This window comes from Streptococcus henryi DSM 19005 (assembly GCF_000376985.1).
GTDB lineage: Bacteria > Bacillota > Bacilli > Lactobacillales > Streptococcaceae > Streptococcus > Streptococcus henryi.
The window spans coordinates 128,106-154,264 of the sequence record NZ_AQYA01000035.1; the positions used below are offsets into that span (position 1 = coordinate 128,106).

General features: G+C 38.3%; 23 protein-coding genes and 2 riboswitches. Of the genes, 21 read left to right on the forward strand and 2 right to left on the reverse strand.

What is annotated here, in order from left to right; genetic code table 11:
• On the forward strand, positions 1-837 hold the full coding sequence (locus tag F601_RS0108475; RefSeq protein ID WP_018165248.1) for a VanW family protein: 837 nt from the start codon (positions 1-3) through the stop codon (positions 835-837).
• 46 nt (positions 838-883) lie between these two features.
• Here the strand turns inward: F601_RS0108475 and F601_RS0108480 are convergent, their stop codons facing one another.
• On the reverse strand, positions 884-1,546 hold the full coding sequence (locus F601_RS0108480) for a hypothetical protein (RefSeq protein ID WP_018165249.1): 663 nt from the start codon (positions 1,544-1,546) through the stop codon (positions 884-886).
• 173 nt (positions 1,547-1,719) lie between these two features.
• Between F601_RS0108480 and F601_RS0108485 the strand changes: the two genes are divergently transcribed.
• From F601_RS0108485 to F601_RS0108510, 6 genes are all read left to right on the forward strand, one after another.
• On the forward strand, positions 1,720-3,387 hold the full coding sequence (locus F601_RS0108485) for a hypothetical protein (protein ID WP_018165250.1): 1,668 nt from the start codon (positions 1,720-1,722) through the stop codon (positions 3,385-3,387).
• A 353-nt stretch (positions 3,388-3,740) separates the two neighbouring features.
• Positions 3,741-4,430 carry a YoaK family protein gene (locus tag F601_RS0108490; RefSeq protein ID WP_018165251.1) on the forward strand — a complete coding sequence of 230 codons (690 nt, stop codon included), beginning with the start codon at positions 3,741-3,743 and terminating at the stop codon, positions 4,428-4,430.
• Positions 4,431-4,662: 232 nt separating this feature from the next.
• Positions 4,663-6,726, forward strand: coding sequence for a methionine--tRNA ligase (gene metG, locus F601_RS0108495; RefSeq protein ID WP_018165252.1), 2,064 nt, complete (start codon positions 4,663-4,665; stop codon positions 6,724-6,726).
• Positions 6,727-6,851: 125 nt separating this feature from the next.
• A complete protein-coding gene (holA, locus tag F601_RS0108500; RefSeq protein WP_018165253.1) occupies positions 6,852-7,892 on the forward strand; it encodes a DNA polymerase III subunit delta in 1,041 nt (346 codons plus the stop codon).
• Positions 7,893-8,063: 171 nt separating this feature from the next.
• Complete coding sequence (sodA, locus tag F601_RS0108505) at positions 8,064-8,672, forward strand: superoxide dismutase SodA (protein WP_018165254.1); 609 nt, start codon at positions 8,064-8,066, stop codon at positions 8,670-8,672.
• Positions 8,673-8,820: 148 nt separating this feature from the next.
• Entirely contained in the window at positions 8,821-9,891 is a 1,071-nt protein-coding gene (locus tag F601_RS0108510) for a serine hydrolase (RefSeq protein WP_026183161.1), read from the forward strand.
• Positions 9,892-10,065: 174 nt separating this feature from the next.
• Here F601_RS0108510 and F601_RS0108515 read toward each other — a convergent pair whose 3' ends face one another.
• On the reverse strand, positions 10,066-11,208 hold the full coding sequence (locus F601_RS0108515) for a DUF3114 domain-containing protein (protein WP_162138189.1): 1,143 nt from the start codon (positions 11,206-11,208) through the stop codon (positions 10,066-10,068).
• A 210-nt stretch (positions 11,209-11,418) separates the two neighbouring features.
• Positions 11,419-11,526: riboswitch (TPP riboswitch) on the forward strand.
• A gap of 148 nt (positions 11,527-11,674) precedes the next feature.
• Positions 11,675-11,785: riboswitch (TPP riboswitch) on the forward strand.
• 402 nt (positions 11,786-12,187) lie between these two features.
• Here F601_RS0108515 and thiW point away from each other — a divergent pair.
• The 14 genes from thiW to F601_RS0108590 all read left to right on the forward strand — a co-directional run bounded on the left by thiW (position 12,188) and on the right by F601_RS0108590 (position 26,155).
• Positions 12,188-12,745, forward strand: coding sequence for an energy coupling factor transporter S component ThiW (gene thiW, locus F601_RS0108520; RefSeq protein ID WP_018165257.1), 558 nt, complete (start codon positions 12,188-12,190; stop codon positions 12,743-12,745).
• Complete coding sequence (gene thiM, locus F601_RS0108525; protein WP_018165258.1) at positions 12,726-13,547, forward strand: hydroxyethylthiazole kinase; 822 nt, start codon at positions 12,726-12,728, stop codon at positions 13,545-13,547. The genes thiW and thiM overlap by 20 nt, the downstream gene beginning before the upstream one ends.
• On the forward strand, positions 13,534-14,184 hold the full coding sequence (gene thiE / locus F601_RS0108530; protein ID WP_018165259.1) for a thiamine phosphate synthase: 651 nt from the start codon (positions 13,534-13,536) through the stop codon (positions 14,182-14,184). Before thiM ends, thiE begins: the two co-directional genes overlap by 14 nt.
• A 3-nt stretch (positions 14,185-14,187) precedes the next feature.
• On the forward strand, positions 14,188-15,000 hold the full coding sequence (gene thiD / locus F601_RS0108535; RefSeq protein ID WP_018165260.1) for a bifunctional hydroxymethylpyrimidine kinase/phosphomethylpyrimidine kinase: 813 nt from the start codon (positions 14,188-14,190) through the stop codon (positions 14,998-15,000).
• Between the two features lies 1 nt (position 15,001).
• The gene (gene cytX, locus F601_RS0108540) at positions 15,002-16,246 is read left to right on the forward strand and encodes a putative hydroxymethylpyrimidine transporter CytX (RefSeq protein WP_018165261.1); all 1,245 of its coding nucleotides are present in this window, start codon (positions 15,002-15,004) and stop codon (positions 16,244-16,246) included.
• A gap of 232 nt (positions 16,247-16,478) precedes the next feature.
• On the forward strand, positions 16,479-19,469 hold the full coding sequence (locus F601_RS0108545; RefSeq protein ID WP_018165262.1) for a type I restriction endonuclease subunit R: 2,991 nt from the start codon (positions 16,479-16,481) through the stop codon (positions 19,467-19,469).
• Between the two features lie 50 nt (positions 19,470-19,519).
• Positions 19,520-20,191 (forward strand): zeta toxin family protein, encoded by a 672-nt coding sequence (locus tag F601_RS0108550; RefSeq protein WP_018165263.1) that lies wholly within the window; start codon positions 19,520-19,522, stop codon positions 20,189-20,191.
• Positions 20,184-20,345, forward strand: coding sequence for a hypothetical protein (locus F601_RS13115; protein WP_018165264.1), 162 nt, complete (start codon positions 20,184-20,186; stop codon positions 20,343-20,345). Before F601_RS0108550 ends, F601_RS13115 begins: the two co-directional genes overlap by 8 nt.
• Before the next feature lie 290 nt (positions 20,346-20,635).
• Positions 20,636-21,277 carry a nucleotidyltransferase family protein gene (locus tag F601_RS12705; RefSeq protein WP_018165266.1) on the forward strand — a complete coding sequence of 214 codons (642 nt, stop codon included), beginning with the start codon at positions 20,636-20,638 and terminating at the stop codon, positions 21,275-21,277.
• A 2-nt stretch (positions 21,278-21,279) separates the two neighbouring features.
• On the forward strand, positions 21,280-22,017 hold the full coding sequence (locus tag F601_RS0108570; protein ID WP_018165267.1) for a Panacea domain-containing protein: 738 nt from the start codon (positions 21,280-21,282) through the stop codon (positions 22,015-22,017).
• 262 nt (positions 22,018-22,279) lie between these two features.
• Positions 22,280-22,999, forward strand: coding sequence for a DUF1828 domain-containing protein (locus F601_RS0108575; protein ID WP_026183163.1), 720 nt, complete (start codon positions 22,280-22,282; stop codon positions 22,997-22,999).
• Positions 23,000-23,180: 181 nt separating this feature from the next.
• Positions 23,181-23,384, forward strand: a complete 204-nt coding sequence (locus F601_RS0108580) for a hypothetical protein (RefSeq protein ID WP_018165269.1) — start codon at positions 23,181-23,183, stop codon at positions 23,382-23,384.
• Positions 23,350-23,751: an iron chaperone gene (locus F601_RS0108585; RefSeq protein WP_018165270.1), complete on the forward strand. Its 402-nt coding sequence runs from the start codon at positions 23,350-23,352 to the stop codon at positions 23,749-23,751. The genes F601_RS0108580 and F601_RS0108585 overlap by 35 nt, the downstream gene beginning before the upstream one ends.
• 214 nt (positions 23,752-23,965) lie before the next feature.
• Positions 23,966-26,155 (forward strand): AAA family ATPase, encoded by a 2,190-nt coding sequence (locus F601_RS0108590; protein ID WP_018165271.1) that lies wholly within the window; start codon positions 23,966-23,968, stop codon positions 26,153-26,155.
• Positions 26,156-26,159: the final 4 nt, after the last annotated feature.

A 26,159-nucleotide genomic window follows, 5' to 3' on the forward strand; every position in this document is an offset into this window, starting at 1 on the left:
ATGGTATTTTGGAATAAGGACTTGCTCTTTTGTGAAATTAGCCCAACGACATATGCAATTTCAATGCAGAAAGAAATCATCAAGAGACACTTGCAAGATTTTAGAGCAAAAAAAGAATTTGCTAAGACTTTTGAGAAAGAGACTTTGGATAATCTGGTCTCTAGTCATGAATCAGGTTTAATTAAACGTGGTCCAGGAATCGATGTAACTCTTCAAAAAAATAAAGCAATCAACATCGAAATTGCCTCAAGTAAGATGACGAATCTCATCATTCATCCCGGTGAGGAATTCTCTTTCTGGAAATTAGTGGGTAAAATTACCAAACGTAAAGGTTATCTGGATGGCCGTGTCATCATGGGCGACCAGATTGAACCCGGTTTAGGAGGTGGTCTCTGCAACCTGGCCAATACCATCAACTGGCTTATTGTCCACAGTCCTATGGATATCACAGAATTCCACACGCATTCAGATGCGCTAGCACCAGATGGTGACAAGCGTATTCCGCTCAGCAATGGAACATCGGTAGCTTATAATAATATTGATTACCGTTTTAAAAACAATACGGACCAAAAAGTTCAGATTCTCCTTTGGGTAGAAAATGAAATTCTTTACGCCCAATTGAGAAGTGAAAAAGAGTTTCCTTGGACATACGAATTAATTGAAAAAGATCATCACTTCAAAAAAGAGGGGGAAAAGTTCTACCGTCATTCTAAAATCTACCGTGTCAAACGCGATCGCAAGACTAATGATATTTTAGAGGAGGTTTTAATCCTCAACAATCACTCTGAAGTCATGTTTGACTACAGTCTCATACCAGCAGATTTGATTAGAGCATAAAAATAAGACTCGAGCCCTGAAAAATCAGTGTTCGAGTCTTTTATTTTTAGTTCATATATTCACAGACGGTGTTGATTTGCTGATGAAAATCTTGGCCAAAGGCCCTATCAAAAAAGGCACTGCCGATGGTGAATGCCCAGGGCTGAGCTTCCTTAACTTGGTCAAGTTTTTGATAAGAATCGATACTACCAGCTATGCAAACAGGCTCCTTTATCTGATTAAGAAATTCTTTGATGAGAGTAGGAGCATCTTGAGTATAACGATATGCAAGCAGGTCACACCCAAAAACTCCTTTATCAATATAAGACTGAGCTTGTGCAATTATTTCTGGGATTTCTCCCTCCAAAATGGATGGACGTTCAGAAATTTTTCCGACAAAAGGCATATACTTGAGCTTGTTTTTCTGACAAAAATCATTGATAGAATCATAAAAAACAGTTCCCATAAGGATGTCACAGCCGCATTCAAGTGCTAGTTTAGCTCCCTCTAAACCAGCCTTTTCATCGTATTCAACGACTTCTAGGAAGGTTGTTTTTCCACAGGACTTCATCAATTTGAAGAGTTCTTTCATCTCTGCAGGTGGCAGAGACTTCTCCTTAAAGCCCCAAAATTTAGCTTTTGACTCTTTACACTGCTCAAAAATCCGCGCAGCATTTTCCACTGTACAATCATTATAAGTGAGCATAACGATGAGCTCAGAATGTTTCATTGGTTACCTTCTTCATCACAAATCTTCTTGAATTATATCACGAAAGTAACATCATGACAAGAAGTGTTAGAAAATTCTTAGAAAGTTTGCTAGGATGCTACTACACTTTCTTTTTCTTTGGTTTTGATCTGCTGTGTTATAATAGAGGTACAAAATGATAAGGAGATTTTGCAATGAAAAAGATTTTGTCTAATGTTTTAATTCTGCTTTGGATTTTAGCAATGGCAATCAGTTATTGGCTCTTTTTGCCAGCTATCAATCCCTTAGATAGTGGTTTTTGGATGTTTGTTATTGAAGGACTAGTTTTTGCTCTTCTAGTATTCTTTGTCTTAGCTTTAAATGATTCCTTTGGAACATCGCAAGGCCAAGGCTTTCCAGGCAACCGTGTTCGCAAAGATGTGACCGTGCATACGACTAAGTACGACAAACCAGTCAAAGCAATCCTTTCAGCAATTGCTCTGATAGTGGTGCTACTTATTGGATTAAATGTTTTCAATTCACGATTATTTAGGGCCAAAAGCTACGCTAATGTCATCACAGTAAAAGAAGCTGATTTTTCTAAAGATTTTCCGACAACGGATATTTCTGCGCTAGCGCTGCTCGACCGAGCATCTGCCAAAAAGATTGGGGATACCTATCTCGGCACAATAGACAAGGTTTCTCAGTTTGGTATTTCTGATGACTACCGTCAGGTTACAATCGGTCAACAACCTTATCGCGTTTCTCCTTTAGAATATAAGAATTTTTGGAAATGGCTGTCAAACCGCAAAGATGGTATTGATTACTATGTCAAGGTTAATCAGACGACAGGTAAGGCTGAGTTGGTTAAATTAAGTAAACCGATGAAGTATTCTGATTCAGAGTATGCTTTCAGAGATACGCTCCGCTATTTACGCTTAAAATACCCAACCACTATTTTTGGAGATCCATCTTTTGAAGTTGATGATGATGGCAATCCATATTATGTTGCAACAGTTTATAAACCTAAGTTTTTCTTGACTTCTAAAGACCCAGTTGGTGCTATCTTGTTAAATGCTGCAACAGGTGAAAGTAAGCTTTATAACCTAGATAAGGTACCAGATTGGGTAGACCGCGTCTTCTCAGCCAACAATGTTTTGACTCGTGTAGACGATTATTACACTTATCAAAAAGGTTTCTGGAACACTGTTTTTAGTCAAACGGGTGTTAAACAAACAACAGATAGCTACAACTACATTGCTATTGATTCTGATATTTATCTCTACACAGGTATTACCTCTGCAACGGCAGATTCGTCAAACCTTGGCTTTATCTTGGTCAATATGCGTACGCGTGAAGTTACCAATTATAAAGTGGCATCTGCAACTGAGAGTGCGGCACAGGCTTCAGCAGAAGGAGAAGTGCAAGAAAAAGGTTATCAAGCCACAGCACCTACTTTGGTTAAGCTAAAAGGCAAAGCCTACTATTTGATTTCTCTCAAGGATGATGCTGGATTGATTAAATCATATGCAATCGTTGATGCAGAGGACTACCAACAGGTGACTGTTGATAATAATTTGGAAAGATTGATTTCTCAATTCACTGACTCAGACACCTCAGTTCTTTCAGATGCTTCTGGTGCACTCTCTGGAAAGGATGCGAAGAAGATTGTTGAGATTTCAGGAACAGTTGATCAATTGGCTAGTCAGATGATTTCAGGCTCTACTGTCTACTATATTTCATCATCAGGTGAAATTTATAAGGTGAAAGCTACAGCTGACACAAGTGATAAACTTCCTTTCCTTGCTGTGGGAGATAGCTTCAAAGGGCAACTTGAAGACGACAATTACCTAAGCCACTTTGAAATTACAAGTGGAGACTAGAAATTTAACTTCTTACCCAGTGTATTTGAGATTAATTTAAAACTATTACTTAAACCAGAAAGATTTCCGCTTTGAGGGAAATCTCTCTGGTTTTTTTATCGTAGAAAAATATTTGTTTTTCAATAAAATGTAATATTTTTTTAACCTAGTAAAATTTTTGACACCGAAAACGCTTGACAACCCTTGACATATCAATAATCTGTGATAAGATAAATTTGTTTGATTCTTGAAATTTGTTTTCATGAAATTAACTCGTATTTTCAGTCTAAAAAGCTGATTAAAAATAATATAAAAAGAACTGGTTACCCCAGTTTTTCGTCGTTTTTAAATAAGGTAGGAAGGGTAAAGAAAACATGTCTAAGAGAAAAAGAAGAAAAAGAAATTATGCAATTTATGAAGGGATTCGCTGTGCTGTGACCCTTACATTTATCAGTGGCTATGTTAATGCCTTTACCTATGTCACTCAAAGAGAGCGTTTTGCAGGTGTTCAAACAGGGAATCTTCTTTGTTTTGGGATTAATCTGGCTAAAGGAGATTGGAGCCGTTCATTTGATTTCCTTCTTCCTATTATTGTCTTCATGTTAGGTCAATCTTTTACTTATTTAACACATGTTTGGTCTAATAAGCACAATTATCACTGGTATCGCATTGCCAGTCGCGTACTTTTGGGAGTAGCTACAGTTGCAGTAATTATTACACCATTTGTGCCTGATTATTACACCATTATTTGTTTAGCTTTCTTTGCATCTGTTCAGGTGGATACTTTTAAAACATTGCGTGGGGCTAACTATGCCAGTGTTATGATGACAGGTAATGTTAAAAACGCAGCCTATCTTTTAACTAAGGGATATGTTGAGAAAAATAGAGAACTCCAGTCAATCGGCCGCAATACTTTCCTTGTTCTCATTTCCTTTGTTCTAGGTGTCTTCTGTTCAACAACTCTTTCACTCCACTTTGGTGAATGGGCACTAGCAGGCATGTTAATTCCTCTTGTATACCTCAAAGCACTTTTGAGAGAAGACTATGATTTTGACCAAGCTTAATACATTTTAAAAGCTTAAAATAAAATGACGAGCGCATCATCCAATTTGGAGATGCCCTTTTTTGATAGCAGAGCTTAGAAAAGAGTATAGGAACAGTCTTTAGTTTTTAGACTTCCTGAGGTTTAAAGACTTGAACTAAGACTTGAAAAAACATGCAGTGTAACGGCTTTTTATGTTATAATTAAGTGTTACTATAAACGCGTTTCATTAGCGCGGAAAGGAATATCAATTAATGACTGAAAATAATTCATTCTACATTACAACACCGATTTATTACCCATCTGGTAAACTTCACATCGGTTCTGCCTACACAACCATCGCTTGTGATGTTTTGGCTCGCTACAAACGCCTCATGAACAAGGAGGTTTTCTACTTGACTGGTCTTGATGAGCACGGTCAAAAGATTCAGACCAAGGCTGAAGAAGCTGGCATTACACCTCAAGAGTACGTTGATGGCATGGCTAAAGGTGTTAAAGAACTTTGGCAACTTTTGGACATCAGCTACGATAAATTTATCCGCACAACTGATGATTACCATGAGTCAGTAGTTGCTGATGTTTTTGAAAAATTGCTTGCGCAGGGTGATATTTACTTGGGTGAATACCAAGGATGGTACTCAGTATCAGATGAGGAATTTTTCACTGAAAGCCAGTTGGCAGAAGTCTTCCGTGATGAAGCTGGGAATGTTATCGGTGGTGTGGCACCATCAGGACATGAAGTTGAGTTGGTTTCAGAAGAATCTTATTTCTTCAAACTCAGCAAGTACCAAAAACACTTAGAAGCCTTCTTTAAAGCTAATCCTAACTTTATCAGCCCTAATGGTCGTATGAATGAAATGCTTAAAAACTTCATCGAACCAGGTCTTGAAGACTTAGCCGTATCTCGTACAACCTTTACTTGGGGTGTACCAGTTAAATCAAATCCAAAACACGTTGTTTACGTATGGATTGACGCTTTGCTCAACTATGCAACAGCTCTCGGCTATGGTCAAGCAGATACAGCTAACTTTGACAAGTTCTGGTTGGGGCAAACAGTGACAAAATCTTGGACTGATGAGGATGGAAAAACTTGGGACTTTACCGTCAATCCTGAAGTTAATCACATGGTTGGTAAGGATATCCTTCGTTTCCACTCTATCTACTGGCCAATCATTCTTATGGCTCTTGACTTGCCATTACCAAACCGCCTAATTGCTCACGGTTGGTTTGTCATGAAAGATGGTAAAATGTCTAAGTCTAAGGGGAATGTTATCTACCCAGAAATGTTGGTAGAACGTTTTGGACTTGATCCGCTCCGCTATTACCTCATGCGCAGTCTTCCAGTTGGTTCAGACGGTACCTTTACACCTGAGGATTACGTGGCTCGTATTAACTATGAATTGGCTAATGACCTCGGAAACCTTCTTAACCGTACGGTTGCCATGATTAACAAGTACTTCGGTGGAGAAATTCCAGTATATGTTGAAAATGTGACTGACTTTGATGCAGATCTCGCAGCAGTAGTAGCTGACAATCTTGCAGCCTACCACAAAAATATGGATGCAGTTGACTACCCACGCGCCCTTGAAGCGGTTTGGAACATTATTTCACGTACTAACAAATATATTGATGAGACAGCTCCTTGGGTACTTGCAAAAGAAGAGGGTGACAAGGAAGCCTTGGCAGCCGTTATGGCTCATCTTGCAGCAAGCTTGCGCGTGGTTGCTCACCTCATTCAACCATTTATGATGACAACTTCTAATGCTATCATGGAACAACTTGGTCTAGGCGCCAGCTTTGACCTTGAAAACTTAAGCTTGGCTGGACTTCCATCAGGTGTTAAAGTTGTGGCTAAAGGGACACCAATTTTCCCACGTCTTGATATGGAAGAAGAAATTGCCTACATTCAAGACCAAATGAATGCAGGCAAACCTGCTGAGGAAAAAGAGTGGAATCCAGAAGAAGTGGAGCTCAAATCTTCTAAAGAAGAAATCAAATTCGATACATTTGACGCTGTAGAAATCCGCGTAGCTGAAGTTAAGGAAGTCTCAAAAGTGGAAGGTTCTGACAAGTTGCTCAACTTCCGCCTTGATGCAGGTGATGGGGAAGACCGCCAAATCCTATCAGGTATCGCTAAATTCTATCCAAATGAACAGGAATTGGTAGGCAAGAAACTCCAAATCGTTGCCAACCTCAAACCACGTAAAATGATGAAAAAATACGTCAGTCAAGGTATGATTCTATCAGCCGAACATGACGGTAAATTGACTGTTCTTACAGTTGACCCATCAGTACCAAATGGTTCTGTGATTGGATAATACAAAACCTTATAAATTCAGTGGAGAAATCTGCTGGATTTTTTTACTGAATTTATGCGCTGATTTTTGAAGTAGGACAGTGAGATTTGAGGGACGCTACCTTTAAAACATGATATAATAGGTTCATGTTAGCAATTGAAAAAATTGATCGTTTTAAAAAAGAAACCTTGCCTCTCTTGACAGTTGTGGCAGGAGATGACTTAGGGCAATTTAGCCAGCTCAAAGAGCGTTTATTAGAAAAAATAGGTTTTGATAAGGCTGATTTAACCTATTCCTATTTTGATATGTCAGAAACGAATTATCAGGATGCTGAGATGGACTTGGTAAGCCTGCCCTTTTTTGCGGATGAAAAGGTGGTTATTTTTGACAACCTACTTGATATTACCACTGATAAAAAGTCTTTTCTGGATGAGAAAGAGCTTAAGCGTTTTGAAGCCTATTTAGAGAACCCTCTGGAGACAACAAGACTTGTCATTTTTGCTCCTGGGAAATTAGATGGCAAACGTCGATTGGTTAAACTCCTTAAGCGCGATGCCAAACTTTTTGAAGCGGGAGAGCTCAAGGAAGCAGAGCTTAGAACTTATTTCCAAAAACTGGCTCATAAGGATGGATTGGTCTTTGACTCTGGTATTTTTGATGCCCTTTTAATCAAGTCTAATTTTGATTTCAGTGAGATTTTGAAGAATTTGGCTTTCCTCAAATCATATAAGAAAGACGGGCAAATCAATCAGGCAGATATTGATGAAGCTATTCCAAAGACACTTCAGGATAACATTTTTGACTTGACTCAGTTTATCCTGACCGGAAAAATTGATACTGCGCGTGACTTGGTTCGTGACCTTCGTCTCCAAGGTGAAGATGAGATTAAGCTCATCGCTATCATGCTAGGGCAATTCCGTACCTTCTTACAGGTTAAAATCCTGGCCAGTCAAGGAAAGTCTGAGCAGCAAATCATAACAGATTTATCTGATTATCTAGGAAGACGCGTTAATCCTTACCAAGTCAAGTATTCTCTGCGTGACTCCAGACCTCTGTCTCTACCATTTTTGAAAAAAGCTGTCGCTACCCTGATTGAGACAGACTACGCCATCAAGACAGGTACATATGACAAAGATTACCTCTTCGATGTGGCCCTGCTTAAGATTGCACATGAGAAGCAAGCCTAATTAAGTCCTGATGAATGATGGGGACTTTAAACAAGCAAGCTGGAGGAGATGTCATCAGAAGTAGTCTATATTAGCTACTATTACCCCTATAAAATCCACAATCAAATTAGTTGAAAGCTCTGCCATTTTCCAGTAAAATAAAGAAAAACAAAAGAAAAGAGGACTTCTCTAATGGCTATTATTTTACCAGATCTACCATATGCATACGACGCTCTTGAACCATACATCGATGCGGAAACAATGACTCTTCACCATGACAAACACCACGCAACTTACGTGGCAAATGCTAACGCAGCTCTTGAAAAACACCCAGAAATCGGTGAAGACTTGGTAGCACTTTTGTCAGATGTTGAGCAAATTCCAGCTGACATCCGTCAAGCTCTTATCAACAACGGTGGCGGACACCTTAACCACGCGCTTTTCTGGGAACTTCTTTCACCAGAAAAAACTGAAATCACTGAAGAAGTAGCTGCAGCTATCAACGAAGCTTTCGGTTCAATCGATGCTTTCCAAGAAGCATTTACAGTAGCAGCAACAACTCGCTTCGGTTCAGGTTGGGCATGGCTTGTAGTTAACGCTGAAGGCAAACTTGAAGTGATGTCAACAGCTAACCAAGACACACCAATCATGGAAGGCAAACAACCAATCTTGGCACTTGACGTTTGGGAACACGCTTACTACCTCAACTACCGTAACGTACGCCCTAACTACATCAAAGCCTTCTTTGAAATTATCAATTGGACTAAAGTAGCTGAGCTTTACGCAGCAGCAAAAGCTTAAACTAGTTAAAATTTTATAAACTCTGTCTTTGCGGGCAGAGTTTTTTATATGACTAGGAGGAGACGTAGTTTTCATTTTTGTATCATTTAGTTCTTTTTCTTGAAATTTTCTAATAATATAATAAAATAGTAATAAGAGGAGAAGTCGATTGAAAAAGAAAGAACATGTTTGTATGGGTGCGGCTGCTTCAGTGTTAGCCCTTTTTGTTGCCGCTCTGCTATTTCTTAAAAATAGCCAGGAATTAAAGAAAGCAGAAACACTGGAAGCTAAACCGTCACAAGCAAGGCAGACTAGTCAGGCAGAAGTTGGTGTTGAAGTTGAAGAACCGGAAAAAGAATTGGTTAAGTCCGATGCTGACAAACAGAGTGTCATGGACACGGACTATGACCGTATGGGAGCTTTAGGTCTCTACTATGATTACGCTAATCTGAGCTTAGTTGAAACGGTTCAGGCTTATATGGCAGAATTTGGGATAGATCCATCTCAGGTTGCTTTTTCTTACAAAAATCCTGCTACAGGACATGCCTTTTCGATGAATGATACAGAGCCTATGACAGCTGGCTCTACCTATAAAATGCCTCTCAATATGTTAGTGGTTGATGAGGTTGCCGAAGGTAAATTATCTTTGACAGAGCGCTTTGATATCACTCAAACAGACTATGAGTACCGTTTTGAACATGATGCTTATGTCGGTCAATTTAATGGGGCTATGTCAATTCCTGATATGCAAGAGTATTCCTTAGTTTACTCTGAAAATACGCCAGCCTACGCTTTGGCAGAGAGACTAGGTGGGATGGATAAAGCTTATACCATGTTTGGGAAGTATGGAGAATCCAAGGGTGAAGTTAAAACTATCCGTCAAGAAGATAATAAGACAACAACAGATTACTATATTCAAGTCTTAGAATACCTCTATAATAATCAGGATAAGTATGCAGATATTATCAATTTCATGGACCAATCTTTCACTGGAAAATATTATGAAACTTATCTAAGCAATCTTCGTATTGTCCAAAAGCCAGGCTATGTTCGAGAAGCACTTAATGTGGATGCCATGGTTTTTGAAGAAAGTCCCTATCTCGTTGCCATCTATACCCGATACCTTGGTGGTTCAACTGAGGAGAGTGATGAAATCAACGGCTATGGTTACATGCAACTTGCTGAGCTCTGCTATGTTATTAACCAATGGCACCGTGTTAATGAGAATGGCCTAGCCTAAGTAGTGTCATATTAAAATAAAAGCAACATCCTTCAAAATGAGAGATGTTGCTTTTTTGTGTTTTTCAACTCATACTCAATGAAAATCACAATCAGATGAGGCAACAAGACGCAGGCAGTACTAAAGTACGGCAAGGTGAAGTCAACAAAGTATCATTTTGATTTTCTAAGAGTATTAAGGAGATGTGTCAGCCAAAGCCTTCTGATACTTGTTCAAGAGTTTTTTAAACTTTTTGCGAGCTGCCTTAATCAACTGCTTAGTGGATTTTCCATCTCGACTGTAGATAGGATTTTTCTTATCTTTCTGTTGCTTGATATCTGGGGCGACAAATGGCTTGTCTCCATTGCTGAGGGTCTGTACCAAAAAATCTGGGTCAAAAATCTTAGCGGTATTAACATCAAGCTGCCTATGGAGCTCATCATTTTGATTGGCATAATTAAAACTAGCGCTGTTGACAATACTGTTTGTGGTAGGATTTTCAGTATCCAGAGAAAAAAGAAAGTGGCCAGATTCAGACAAGATAAACTCACTATGAAAATTAACCAGAATCTTAATGTTAGTTTGGGCCTTGTTGTCCGCATAAATAGGCACCAAATCCCCATTTGCATCCCGACTGATCCCAACCTTATTGTGATAACGGGCCGACTCGGTTAAACTATACCTGTCCTCGGAAAGTCTAGTCAAGTAGAAAGCCAGAGCCTGGGCATCACTTTCCCCTTCCTTGGCAAAATGCTGACGCACCCAAGTCGCCTGTTGAGCAGAGATGATATAGCGGAGCTGATGCATATGACGGTTGAAAGTCTTATCTTCAACCAAACTGTCGTCTGGAAAAGCCAACTGAACTAAAGAGGCAAGGTCCTGCCAGAAAGAACTGTCAGGTGATAAAGAATCATCAAAGCTTTTAAGAAATTGCAGGTTTTCACTTTTCTGACCTGACAAATCAGATTGTAATCCAATCGTATTTAAAAGAATATGCAATTTTTGCTTAGCTTGAGCTGTGCTAATTCCCTTTTCTGCCATCCAAAGCTTGTTAAAAGCAGGGCTAGCAACTATTCTTGTCTCTTTCAAGTCTTTTTTCAGAAGGTCTAGGCCACCATTTTCTGGTGATTTTATCTGCAAGTGGTCAATATATGCTGTAGCTATAGTTTCCTGGGACCAGCCTAATTCAGAAAGGGACTTGCTTTCTTTGAGAACCTCTCGACGTAAAGGAATTTTATCCAAAATACCTAAAGATTGATAGTCAGAGTTCTTTTCTGCCAATCGTTCAAAAAGTGGTCTATATGGCTTATAAGCCTCTTCAAAATGAGTAATTCTCACTTCATGTTGCCAGCAAAAAAAGATTAAAAAGGAGATAAGACAGAGGCTTATGATGTTTCTAATGATAGTGATTATCGTTTTCAAAGCTGCCTCCTTTCACCTTTCGTAATGTGTATTATTTTAACATAAGCCGCCAGCTTTTAAAAATCTAAATGGAATGGATTTACAAAAGTTATTGTATTTTTACAAAAATAGTGTATAATATGTCTTAATTAAATACAGGGGAGCTTGTAATGGCAGGCTGAGAGGAAGTCATCTAACTTCGACCCTTAACCTGATACGGATAATGCCGTCGTAGGAAGTCATAAGAAAAGATTTTTTACAGAAGGCAGCAGTAGTTTGTCTTCTGTTTTTAATTATAGTCATTTGAATTAGCTTTGATACATCGTCACTATCGGCTTGCCATACTCCAGTACTCTCTGCGCCTTACGTTCCTTGTTTGAAAGCTCTTCATTCGATTATACAACTGAATAAACAGGGGAGCTTGTTTTGACAGGCTGAGAGGAAGGAATCACCTTCGACCCTTATACCTGATGTGGATAATGCCGCCGTAGGAAAATGTTTGCTCTAAACAAATAAAACAATACTTTCTTGTCATTTTCAATGTCTGTTAGATAAAGAAATATTTTTTGCTTTATCATCAGGCTCTTTGTCGTGATAGCTTGTTTTATTTTTATGGACTAGGTCTCTAGGACAGGAGGATACCACAAAAATAGGTATTCTCCTGTTTTTTGTTTTTGGTTTAGAAGCAAGTGAGGTCTATTATGATGCGGAGTATAAAAATAGAGAGTGACTTAACTATCCTATTAACATTGATCGAAGATCTTCCGCCTTGAAATAAAGTGATACACTTCGAAAATATAAAAGCCTTTTTTGATTTTCGTTGAGCATCACTATTCAAAATAAAAAAGATTGTTTATATCTTGGGACATTGCGTTCTCATAGTTATTCATGAGCTATTTTAGAGGAGAAATTTGATATGACTAAAACAAAGTTAAATACTAAAAAGATTGCGGTGGCTGCTATTTTTTGTGCCCTTGCAGTTGTAGGAAGTTTATTTTCATTTCCAGTTTTTGGCAGTAAATGTGCTCCAGTTCAGCATATGGTCAACATTTTATGTGCAGTGCTTTTAGGTCCTGGTTATGGGATCGGAGCTGCTTTTGTTGCATCTTTAATTCGAAATTTTCTAGGTCTTGGGACTTTCATGGCTTTTCCTGGAAGTATGTTTGGAGCTTTACTTTGTGGTCTGGTTTACAGTAAGACCAAGAACGTTTTAGCAACTTTACTGGGAGAGGTATTTGGAACTGCTGTCTTAGGCGGTTTGTGTGCTTATCCCATTGCTATCTTATTTATGGGGCAGAAGTCTGCTGATTTGGTTTTTTACGCTTATATCATACCTTTCCTAATTTCCACAACAGCGGGAGCTATTATTTCCGCAAATGTCATTTATAGTTTGAAAAAAACTAATGTATTGAAAGGTATGCAGGAGTCGCTCAGTCAAGAAGGGGAAGTGAAACATGTTACAGAAAATGCTTGAAAATGTTCGAATGACAAATCCTTTAATTCACAATATAACCAACTACGTGACGGTCAATGATTGTGCCAATATCATACTTGCCAGTGGGGCATCTCCCATTATGGCTGATGATAAGAATGAAGTGTCAGAGATCAGTAGTCTTTGTCAGGGCTTGGTTGTTAACATTGGGACACTAAATAGTAGGACTATTGCCTCGATGCTAATAGCAGGAAAGGAATCGAACAAGAATAATCACCCAGTTGTTTTGGACCCTGTAGGTGTTGGTGCTTCGAAATTCAGGACTGAAACTGTCAAGCAGTTTTTAGAAGAAGTGACAGTTACTGTTATTCGGGGCAATATATCTGAAATCAAGGCCTTGGCAGTTGGCAAGGGAAGAGCAAGAGGAGTAGATGCTAACATTGCAGACCAGATTACAGAAGACAATCTCTCTGAAGCTATTACTTTTTTAAAGGCATACGCAGAGAAGGTTAGGGCAGTCATTGTTGTAACAGGTGCAATTGATATTGTTACAGATGGTCAAACGTCTTATTGTATTCGCAATGGGCATCCGATGATGTCTTCTGTTACGGGGACGGGTTGTCAATTGTCAGCCTTAATAGGGGCTTTCGTAGCTGCAAACCCTGATTATCCTTTAGAAGCAAGTGTGGCTGCAGTTGTTTCAATGGGCTACGCTGGTCAACTAGCGTTTGAAAGACTGACCGATAAGGATGGGAATGCCACTTATCGAAATTATATCATCGATGCTATCTATCGTATGACACCAGACTTGCTTGAGAAGGGAGCACACTATGACATTCGATAAAGATGCTGTCTTACTTTATGCTGTTACTGATAGGACATGGACCAGAAATAAAACTTTGTATGAGCAAGTAGAATTAGCTTTGAAAGGTGGCATAACCTGTCTTCAGCTCCGTGAGAAGTCGCTGAGTGAGGAAGCATTTTTGGAAGAAGCCATGCAGATTCGAACTTTGTGTAAAGAATATGATGTTCCATTCTTTATCAATGATAATGTTGAGATTGCCATAACTTGTCAAGCTGATGGTGTTCATGTTGGTCAGGAAGATATGGACGCCCTACAAGTTCGTCAAAAAGTTGGTAAGGATATGTTGGTTGGTGTCAGCGTCCATTCAGTTGAAGAAGCCTTAAATGCTGTTCGTAAAGGGGCAGATTATCTTGGGGTGGGAGCTATGTTTGCCAGTTCGACTAAAAAAGATGCAAGTGTCCTGACCAGAGAGCTTCTAAGTGATATTTGCTCTGCGGTTGACATTCCTGTTGTTGCCATAGGTGGGATTGGTAAATCAAATATAGGAGAACTTGCTGGAACTGGAGTAGATGGAGTCGCTTTGGTGAGTGCCATCTTTTCAGTCCATGATATTGAAAATGAGTGCCGTTTGCTTCGTCACTTGTCTGAGAAAATGATTGAACAATATAGGAGTTGATTGATGAAAATAAAAACAGCCTTGACTATTGCAGGCAGTGATAGCAGTGGCGGTGCTGTCATACAGGCAGACTTGAAAACAATGACGATGAATGGTGTCTATGCAATGAGCGCAGTAACAGCACTTACGGCACAGAATACAATGGGCGTAGTTGCTATTCAAGAATCAAGTCCAGACTTTTTAAAAGAACAAATTGATGCTATTTTTGAAGACATCTATCCTGATGCAGTCAAGATTGGCATGGTTTCATCTGTTGACTTGATTAGAATTATTTCGGAGAGACTGAGATATTATGGTGCAAAGAATGTGGTTCTTGATCCAGTCATGGTGGCCACATCAGGATCACCTTTAATGCAAAATGATGCCGTTCAGACTCTCATGGAAGAATTATTTCCAATTGCAACACTGATAACACCAAATATTCCAGAAGCAGAAATTCTTTCTGGACATAAAATAGTTTCTAAGAATGATATGATTTCTGCAGTGAAAACGATCAATGCTATGTGTAACTGTTCAGTATTATTAAAAGGAGGTCATCGTACCAATGATGCAGATGATTTGCTTTATTCAGATGAAAATCTCGTTTGGATAAAAGGCGTACGCATTGACAATCCTAATAGTCATGGGACTGGCTGTACTTTGTCCAGTGCTATAGCTTCAAATTTGGCTAAAGGATTTACGCTTATTGAGTCTGTTCAAAGGGCAAAAGACTATATTACAGATGCCTTGGCTGCACAACTTAATTTGGGTCATGGGGCTGGTCCCCTGAATCACGCATTTTATATAAAAGGAAAATACGCAGAGGAGAAAAAATAAGATGAATTATAAAGGAACCTCAGTCTTTGAGAACAGCTTAATTTGGTTTGGTGCGGCGGTTTCAATAGCTGAAATTGTAACTGGGACCTACTTTGCCCCGCTTGGTTTCAAAAGAGGTTTGCTTGCCATACTATTGGGCCATTTTATCGGTTGCTTCTTGCTTTATTTAGCAGGGCTTATTGGCGGAAAAATGAGAAAAAGTGCTATGGAAACAACTAAAATGAGTTTTGGTAGTAAAGGAGCTCTGCTATTTACCGGGCTTAACATTTTTCAGCTAATTGGTTGGACAGCAATCATGATTTATGATGGTGCTTTAGCAGCAAATCATGTTTTTGACCTAGGTAACTGGATTTGGTGTCTGCTCATTGGTTTTTTGATTATCCTTTGGATTTTTATGGGAATTCAAAATATTGCAAGAGTGAATATGGTAGCCTTGACTGGGCTGTTTATTTTGACACTTATATTGAGTTTTCTTATTTTTAAAAATAATCACATGCTCGAAGCAAGTACAGGAGCTTTGTCATTTGGTGCAGCAGTTGAGCTTTCGATTGCTATGCCCCTCTCATGGCTGCCGCTTATAAGTGATTATACAAGAGAAGCGCAGAAACCTGTTAAGGCTACACTAGCTAGCGCTGTGACATATGGTATAGTGAGTTCTTGGATGTATATCATGGGAATGGGCGCAGCTCTTTTTACAGCAGAGTCTGACATTGCACAAATTATGGTAAAGGCTGGTCTAGGCGCCGCAGGACTTATGATTATCGTATTTTCAACAGTTACTACAACTTTCTTGGATGCCTATTCTGCAGGAATATCCAGTAAAACCTTATCTAACAAGATTAATGGCAAATCTTTTGCGATAATTGTTACGGTCATGGGGATTTTGGGAGCTATCTTTTTGCCTCTGCATGATATGACTGACTTTCTCTATTTTATAGGTTCTGTCTTTGCTCCTATGGTGGCAATTCTGATAGCAGATTTCTTTATTTTGAAGAAGAATAAGGAAAAAGATGCTTATAATCTCCAGAATCTTCTTATTTGGCTTTGGGGATTTGTTATTTATAGATGGCTGATGACTGTTGATATCGTCATCGGAAATACTCTGCCTGACATGGCTATCACTATTTTATTATCTATATTGGCTGATAAATTGAGAAAGAAACAGGGATTTATTTTTAAAGAAAATCAAAATCAGATAAGGCATTTTGATAAAGACGTAGATGGAGAAATCCAAGGACATATTTAGTGAAAACCGCAAAAATTGGCTAATTTCCTAGAAAATGAGCCTGTCCTCCCTTCTCAAATTATAGAATTTAAAACCTTATTAGGATTGGAGAAGTAGGTCTACCATTATCTGAATTAGAACAAATTAATCCGTTGGTACATTAACTAAATCATTGATCTTGTGATCGGTGATTTTTATATTAGCAGGCCATCTATATGATATAATGGGGGTAATACATTTCTCGGAGACTATTATGAAAATTACAGGTGAATTGGAGCTGGAAGCGCAGCTCATTGAGCAATTGATGACTGGTGAAGGGCAGTGGACTTACCGTCAGGAAATCAAGACAGAAGCTCAGCTATGGGACAATTTTTTCCAAAAATTGGAGGAAAATAATCTTAGTGTCCTTGATGATGTCATGCTGACAGCTCAGGAAAAGGAACAAATCAAGAATCAGCTTAATTTTGTCAATTATTATGAGGCGGCTAAGTGGATTTCGGGGGAAAATGGCATAGCCAAGGTTCAGGTCCAGCGTGAGGATGCCAGTCTTGGTACGATTCGTCTGTCAGTGCTCTGGCGTGACCATGTGGCTGGCGGAAAATCCAGCTACGAGGTGGTCAATCAGGTTATTCGTGATAAGCAGCATGGAGTAGATAAGGACCGCAGACTAGATGTGACCTTGCTCATCAATGGTCTGCCTCTGGTTCAAATCGAACTTAAAAATAATCAACATCCTTTTATGGATGCTTTTCGTCAGATTGTTAAGTATGACAAGGAAGGTAAGTTCCGTGGCATCTTCTCCAGTCTACAGATGTTTGTTGTGTCCAACGGGCAAGATACACGCTATATCGCAGCTGCCAAGGAAAATAAAATCAATGCCACCTTCCTAACCAAGTGGGTGGATAAGGACAACAGACCAGTGACTAATCTCTTTGACTTTGCTCATGAAGTTTTGTCCATTCCGCGTGCCCACCAGATGGTTATGCAGTATTCTGTCATTGATGACGACAAGAGAGCCCTCATTTTGCTCCGTCCTTACCAGATTCATGCCATAGAAGCGGTGCAGGAAGCCAGCGGTCAGCGCAAATCAGGTTATGTTTGGCACACGACAGGTTCAGGTAAGACCCTGACCTCATACAAGGTAGCCAGAAATCTCTTGCAGATTCCCTCTATTCAGAAAACCATCTTTGTGGTGGATAGACGAGACCTAGACCAGCAGACTACCTCATCTTTCCTATCTTATGCTGAAAATGATGCTATTGACATCGATGAGACTGACAATACCCATCAGCTGGTTAAGCGCCTCTATTCAGATGATAAAACTGTTGTGGTAACGACTATTCAGAAAATCACAACCATGATGCGCAAGTTTGAGGAAGGCAAGTATGGGCGTGAACAGACCAAAATCAAGGGTCTCAACCTTGCCTTTGTTGTGGATGAATGTCACCGTGCCGTGACACCGCAAGCCCAGCGTAAACTGAGCGACTTCTTCATCAATTCCCTCTGGTATGGTTTCACAGGGACACCAATCTTCGCCCAAAACAAGCGTCAGCAACTTGGAGACCTAGCTCAGACAACAGAACAGCAGTACGGCCAGCGCCTACACGAATACACAGTCAAAGAAGCTATTCACGATGGTGCAGTACTGGGCTTCAAGGTTGATTATAAGAATGTTATTCTTTCAAATGTAGAAGAGGACTTGATTCCAGATGAGGCCTATGAAGATGAGGAATATATGCTGGAAGTTCTGGATGCCATCATCAACAAGTCCCGTGGTCCACTCGGCTTTCTCAACGGTGTCGGTAGAACCTACAATGCCATTTTGACAGTCAAGTCTATCCCGATGGCGCAGAAGTATTATGACCTGCTCAAGCGCGTGAAGAAGGGCGAGACCAGACTGATTATTTCAGAGCGTGTCAAGCAAGTTCTGCCTGATTTTCCTAAGTTTACTATCACCTACTCAGTGACCGAAAATGAAGAGGCCTCCGTCAGCAACCAAGACAAGATGAAGGCTTCCATCGAGGACTACAATGAGGAATTCGGCACCCACTTTAGTTTGTCTGACCTTCGTTCCTTTAACACCGATGTTAACAATCGTCTGGCTCGCAAGAAAGACAAGTATGCCTTCCGAGATGAGCAGCTGGACCTGGTCATTGTGGTCAATCGCCTGCTGACAGGCTTCGATGCGCCTTGCTTGTCCACCCTCTTCATCGACAGAAAGCCCATGCAGCCTCAAGACCTGATTCAAGCCTTCAGCCGTACCAACCGCATTTTCGACGACAAGAAGAAGTTTGGCAACATCGTCACCTTCCAGCGCCCAGCTGCCTTCAAGGATGCCGTTGACAATGCCCTGCGCCTCTACTCGAATGGCGGAGAAAACGAGGTCCTTGCCCCGACTTGGCAGGAAGAAAAGGCTCATTTTGATGAAAAAATAGCCCAGCTTCAAAATCAATTTGCGGATGACATGACAGATGGCTTTGATATCGAAGAAGCACCGACAGCCCTGCTGAAAAAATTTGCTAAGGCCTATCAAGAGTTTGATAAGAAATTTGCCTCTATTCAGGTCTATTCAGAATATGACCAAGACCAAGTCTATGCTGAGATGGGCTTGTCAGATGACCTTTTAGAAGCCTACATGGGCACTTATCAGAATGTCATTGAAGAAATCAGACGACGCAAGGATGACCCTGACGATCCAGAGCCCCCTATCGATATCATGTATGAATTGGAATCGGTGCATTTGGATGAGATTAACTACGAGTACATTTTAGGTCTCATACAGGCTCTCATTCCAAGTGAAGATAGTGACAGCTCTGCTATTTCCCAAAAAGACATCAAGGCTATCGATGACTATATCCAAAATCTGGCTAAGACCAACAGCAAGCTGGCCGATATCATTTCCAGCCTCTGGCTCAATATCCAAATGGATCCTGAGAATTTCCGTGGTCAGTCAGTGACCAATAGCCTGGACCTGATGGTGGAGCAGGTGATTTCAAGCAAGGTTTCGGACTTAGCCAAGAAGTGGTATGTGGGTGAGGATGAGCTTATGTATCTGGTCAAAAACTACCGCAAGGGTTCCAAGAAGCAGGCCGGTGAAAGTCAACTAACCCAGAGCCAGCGCTACAAGGACTACAAAGCTGAGGTCGACCAAGCCCTCAATCCCCTCAAATACAAAAAAGCCCTCAAAGAAGACTACACCCAACTGATTGAAGAAGAAATCGCTCCGCTGAAAGGGAGAGGGTAGAAGGCCAGTTTACAATCAAAGTGTGATATAATGGCAAAGAGGAAGTGTATATGGAAGATAAGTCATTAGTTTACGCCAAAGAGCATAAGAGAGAGTTTTTAAATCAACTGATAGCTGATAAAGATATAAGACCGATAAAGGATGCTATCTTTATGGCGGGGAGTCCAGGTGCTGGAAAGACAGAAGTTGCAGAAGCTCTATCCATGGTTATTTCTAATTTAGTGGTAATAGATGCTGATGATTTTAGAAGCAAATTTCCTGATTATAATGGCCAAAATTCCAGTCAATTCCAAAGAGGAGCTGCTTATCTTGTAGATTTTTCTTTTACAGAGATATTAAAAAAATCTTATTCCTTTATACTAGACGGCACCTTCGCCATTGGAAAGGCAAGTCAGAATGTTGAAAGGGCATTAAAGAGGGGCTATCAAGTGACAATCTATTATGTTCACCAAGACCCTTTGATAGCATGGGAGTTTACCAAGAAAAGAGAAGTTAAACAGGGGAGATATGTTCCCAAGGAAACCTTTATCAATGCCTATTTCAAATCAAGACTAAATATCCAAGAATTGAAATCAGAATTTGGAGATAAAATTTGTCTCCATCTGATTCATAAAGATTATCAGGATAATATTTCAGATGTTCAATTTGACGTGAATAGTGTAGAGCTAGTCCTTCCAGAAAAATATACACGAGAAGATTTGGAGGAAAAACTTTATGATTAAATTTGAAGATGCCAAAGCAACTATCGATAAATACGATGGAAGTGTTTCAAAAATGTTCAACGAAGGTACTATCCGTGAAAACAAACTTGTATTAAAATGGGTAGCAGAAGAAGCTAACCGCAAACAAAGGAAATTGGTTGGGTTGGATGATTAAATTTTTTGAATAAAACACCCAATTTTGTTAGTATAGTAGCAGAACAAAAAGTCTAGAACTTTTGAAAAGCATGGTGCCTTGAGGGTGTCATGCTTTTTTGAACAAGTGTTAAACATTTATAATTATTTTTTACGGATAATATAGTTAGGAACATATGTTTAGGAAGGTTTTCTGCATGCTAAATGATGGAGGAGTGTTCAGATGTTTAACTTAATATTGAATTGTGCTATAATTCTAGATAATAGTTTAGAAGAGTATCGTGTCTATAGTCAAGACAAAGAAGGTGAAGTATGATTTATGATTTAATTCACTTAATTAATGAAATTGGTCGTCTTCATAACCGTTTTTCAACGGACTTTTTTGAAAATCGACAAACTTATAATTTGAAAAAGGTTCGAGTTGATAGTGTCGTATTCAATGATTCCTATGATGAAAGTTTTATTGGGCTTGTTGAAGAATACATTGAAGCTCTCGCTGAATGGATATTTTATCTTGATTTTGAATCGAATAATCCTTTGTTGGACACACGATTTAGAGGCAAAAATAGAGGTTCTTCACTAAATAAATTGACTTATTATAGACATGGAAAAGCTAATTCTAGTATTCCTCTTCAAAAATGTATGAATGATTTATTGGGTTTTCGAATTATTATTAATCAAGAGTTTGATTACCAAGAATTACTCAATCAAATACAAAATTCTGATAGATTAGAAACAAGTCTTTTTCGACCTTACGTTAGAACTGATGAAGTGTATCAGGGAATTCATCTTTATTTTAAAAGCGAAAATAATAAATTTTTCCCTTGGGAACTTCAAATCTGGAAAAAGTTAGATGCTGATTTAAATGAAGAAGCGCATCGTAAACATAAAGAGAAACGCAAATACTTGACTTGGACAAGCAAGTACGATGATAGTACACATAGAGAGGAGTAGACATGATTAGACATATCATTTTTATAGCTAGTTCTTATAAGTTAGGAAAACAGATTGCTTGGCATTATGCTGCTGAAACGATTAGTCAAGATTTTTTAAAGCATCTTCATGACAGTAGTAAAGCAAGACTTGGAAAATCAAATTATTCTATTCATAAGCTCTCTACTGATTCAAAAACTTGGTCAAGTGTTGTGGAGAAGGATAGTTTCTTTGCTGATTTTTACCTTTACGAAGACTTTGAAGAATTTTTAGATGTCATCTCTAAGGATAAGAAAATCTCAGCCCTTGATATTTCCAAGTATCTCCTTTCTTGGAAGCCTATGTCAAATCTTAAACTTCAAAAAATGATTTACTTAGTTTATGCGGATTACTTATCAAAGACGGGAAAATCACTCTTTGATGAGAAGATTATTGCCATGCAGTATGGTCCTTTAATCAAGGAAGTCTATGACGTTTATAAAGTACATGGACGAGATGACATTGAACTTGATGACACAAAAACACTTGTTCTTGAGGACATCACTATGCCCATGGTTGTGGCACGTTTCCTTCAAACAGATGATAGTAAATCAATTTTACAATCATTAGATGAAACTATTGAAAAATTTGGTTCGAAAACAGCTAGCCAATTAGTTGATATCACTCATAGACCAGGAAGTCCTTGGAGCGAAACCGCAGAGCCATACCAAGAAATTAAAGATAGCATGATACTTGCTCACCATCATATCGAAATTGCTTGAGGAACAAAAGAGTAATATAAAAATCTAGATTAATAAATCACAGTAGGTTTGAAAATAAAGAATCAATCCTATTGTGATTTTTAAATATTTATAACCACAGAAAGGAGATGATAACATGGATGGTTTGAAATTAATTGATGACTACGCCAAGTGGTATAAGGACAATACTGCTGTTAATACTCTTCGAAAATAAAAAAAAGACTTCGTTGTCTCGTCTTGATGAACTTCAGTTCTATCTGCGACTTCATCGCCTAGTCTTTTTTTGATTTTCATTGAGTATACGAACCTTGATACTTATACTGAAATAACAACTCCTTTTGTCAATCACATCAATGACAGAATACGTCTCTACGTTGAGGTTTTGAAAAGTGGTAAGATTCGACTTTCAGATGATGGTAACACGATAAATGAGCTTGAACTTTATGGCCTTGATTTGGATGTTGAGACCCGAAAAAAGATGTCATCCAGCATTTTACGACAATTTGGACTCAAGTTACTAGACGATATCATCTACCTTGATACAGACCTCGATAATTTCGCTAAAAGCAAGCATAAACTCTTAGAGGGCATCATTCGTTTCTACGATTTGATCAACACCAAGAGAAGCAACGTCATCAAGCTCTTCACAGAAGAAGTCCAGCACTATTTCTACGAGCACGATTTCGGTGGCACGCCCAATGTCAAACTGACTGGCCTATCGGGCATCGATTATCAGGTCGATTACATCATCGGCGAAACCAAGACCAAGCCAGAACGACTGGTCCAAACGGTTAACCACCTGACCTTTGACAGGTTCACAACCTTCGATTACATCTTTAAGGACCTCAGTCCCATGCGGCTGACAAAGGCAGAGCCCCAGAAGATTATCATCGTCAATGACGAAAACTACCCACCCCAACTCAAAGCCATCAAAGGTGCCCGTAATGAAAACATCCGAGTCATTGCTTGGAGCGACAAAGAGCAGATCCAGGCTATCAAGTAAATGATGAAATAGCAGAGCTGGAGGAATGAGTGACAGATTTTAAAAGATTTTTATGAATAAATGTGAAAGGGCTACTTAACAACCAAGTAGTCCTTTAATTTGTATAAATGTCACCTGTAAATAGGCAGGCCTTTAATGGTATAATCTTAGTATAGGAATTTCGAGATAAGGAAGATTTAGCATGAAGCTTGATGTCAATAAAGAAGAATTAACCATTATGGGAGTCAAGTTTGACCGATTTGAGGGCTTCGATACCGTGTGGTATGCCGTGGGTTCATCTATGATTGATGGTTATCAACCAACCGTTGAAGAAATTCTAGAGTTAAAACAATATGTAAAGGAGTCATCTCATGTGGATTTGCCCAAACTGCCAAAGAGAATTTAAACGAAAAAATCAGGGACACTTTTGTGGTGAAGCCCCCAAAACCATTGATGACTACATTCAAGGACAAAGTCACCAAGAGGAACTACAAGCACTCCGAAAGGCAATAAGTCAAGCCATCCCTGAAGCTGAAGAACGCATCGCCTGGACCATGCCAACCTATTGGAAAGGCAAGAACATCCTCCACTTTGCAGCCAAAAAACAACACATCGGCTTCCATATCGGACAAAAAGCCATTGCCCATTTTGAAGAAGAACTAGCAGACTTCCCGACTTCCAAAGGAACAGTCAAACTGCCTTATGATAAACCATTGCCGCTAGAGTTGATTGAGGGAATAGCCAAGTGGTGTTTGGAAGAATATGGGGAGTGAGGTCAGATAGATTGCAATAAAACACAAAAGCTATTCTAAAAAAAGAATTATTAACCAATGTGATTTAGAAGAGTGAAACGAAGAGATGACGAAAGTTGTCTCTTTAACGTTTATTACTTGGAAACAAATAGAGTTAAAATAGGGGAATTCTCAGTTAGTTTTAGTGATATAATGGAGATGTGGAAATAACTATTATGAAGTTTGGGAAGTTACTATGACAGAAACAACGATTAATCTTACTGAAATTAAATTTGAAGATGCCGTTTCGCCCCTTTTTTTAGGTGAAGAATTAGAATTAAAAAATATAAACTTTATTTTTGCAAGAAATGGTTCTGGTAAATCAACTCTAAGTCAGGCAATTTTTAAACAAAAAGAATCTGAGTTTGATGTCCATGTTTTTAAAGGATTTGAGTCCTTGATTGGTGAAAATGAGCACTTTGATGCATTTTCTTTAGCAGTTAACGCAAATGAAAAGCAAGAAGAGATTAAAAAGCTTGAAAAAGAGAAGATGGAAAAGGAAAAAGAACTTTTTATAATTAATGCAGATATTTCAAAACCTGAAGAGAGTGATTCTGAAAATTTATATACAAAGCTCCAGAACGCAAAAAACAAATACCAGAATCAGGAAAAAAAGATTGATAAAATTTATATAGATTCTGCTAGAGTAATTGCTAAAGAGATTAATCCAATGTTAGTAGATAATCCTCGGAGTTATAACAAAAATTCTTTTAAAAATGAGCTTTCAAAAGCATCAGCCTTAGAAAAAGAAGACATTCTAAAAAATGTGGCGATTTTAAAGTCAACACCGCAAAAAAAGATAAATACCTATTCTATAAAAGAAACTAAATTTTCTAGTTATATTGACTCCGTTAATCAGATTTTAGTTAGTAAAGTTGAAGAGAAGACAAAAATTAATAGATTTACTTCTCCAGAAAAAATTAATTTTGCTGAATCAGGATATCATATTCATAAAAAAGGCGACACTTGTGCATTTTGTGGAAGCTTGATTGATGATAATATTTTTGAAGAATTGGAGACATATTTCTCAGCAGATGAGGTCAAAATCTTACAAGATAGAATAACTAAAGGAAAAGAAATGCTTCAAAACAATATTTCTTATCTTAATAGTCTAAATTTATCAAATGAAGATTTTTACTCTAAGTTTAAGGCAAATGCAGAAAACGAAATAGAGGCAATTAAATCAATAATTAAAGAACAAATTGAGTTTTTCAAAAGTTTACATTCTGTCCTTGATGAAAAAGAAAAAAATCTTTTTAAAGTCAGTGAGAAAATTGAATTACCACTTCCGCAAAATATTGATTTTGAAAAGCTAAATTCAGTAATTGAAGAAAACAATGAATTTACGGAAAACCTTGAATCAGAGATGAAAAAAGCAAAAGATACTCTGAGATTTCATAAAATAAAGACATTGCTTGATGAGAAGAATTATGCTGTCGAAAATGAGAAACTTAATTCTCTGGGGCAATTAAAAATAGAAAAGGAAAAAGAGTTCAATCGGGCTGAGACTCAACGGAAGTTAGTGAAAAATGAGATTGAAGAATTATTGATTTCGCTTGACAAACTAAAACCAAAGGCGGAAGAACAAGCCATTAAGAGAATAAATGAAAAATTACGTTTAAAAGTGCAATGGGAACTTGATTTTTACGAGGATGAGAACAGTGGATATTACAGAGTAAAACAAGGGGATTACTATCGCAGTGTAAAAAAACTTTCTACAGGAGAGAAAAATATTATTGCATTTTTGTATTTTATAGAAAAGTTAGAAGAAGTAAAAGAGAAACGAGATGATAAACCAAAAATAATTGTTTTTGATGATCCGATGACTTCAAACGATGACACGATGCAATATATTATTATTTGGCAACTGCAATTATTATACCAAGGTAAAGATAGAGAAAAATATGATAGTAATAGAGATATTTTTGTTGTCTTAACACACAATATTCACTTTTACCTAAATGTTCAACCCCATGGTAATTTTGAAGATAAGAAAGGTCGAACGAAGTATGATAAAAATAATTTTTATCGTATAGAAAATCATCGATTCTTAAAAATTACATCAAGTAAAGAAGATTTTAAAACAAGTTATGAAGCTCTATGGTTCGAATTAAAGGAACTTTATGATTGTGGACATAAAAACTCTATGCTAAATTCAATGAGAAGAATTATTGAAACATACATGAAATTTAATAATTTAAATCAAGATAAATTCTATCATGGAAATGAACAATATCTAAAATTATTTAATGTTAATTCTCACTCTATTGATGACTTATCCGCACAAAGTTATTCTGAAAGCATTAAAGAAATGAGAGATTTATTTTACAAAATTTTTGAAGACAATGGATGTGAACAACACTTTAAACATTATTGGAAATTCTAAGTGG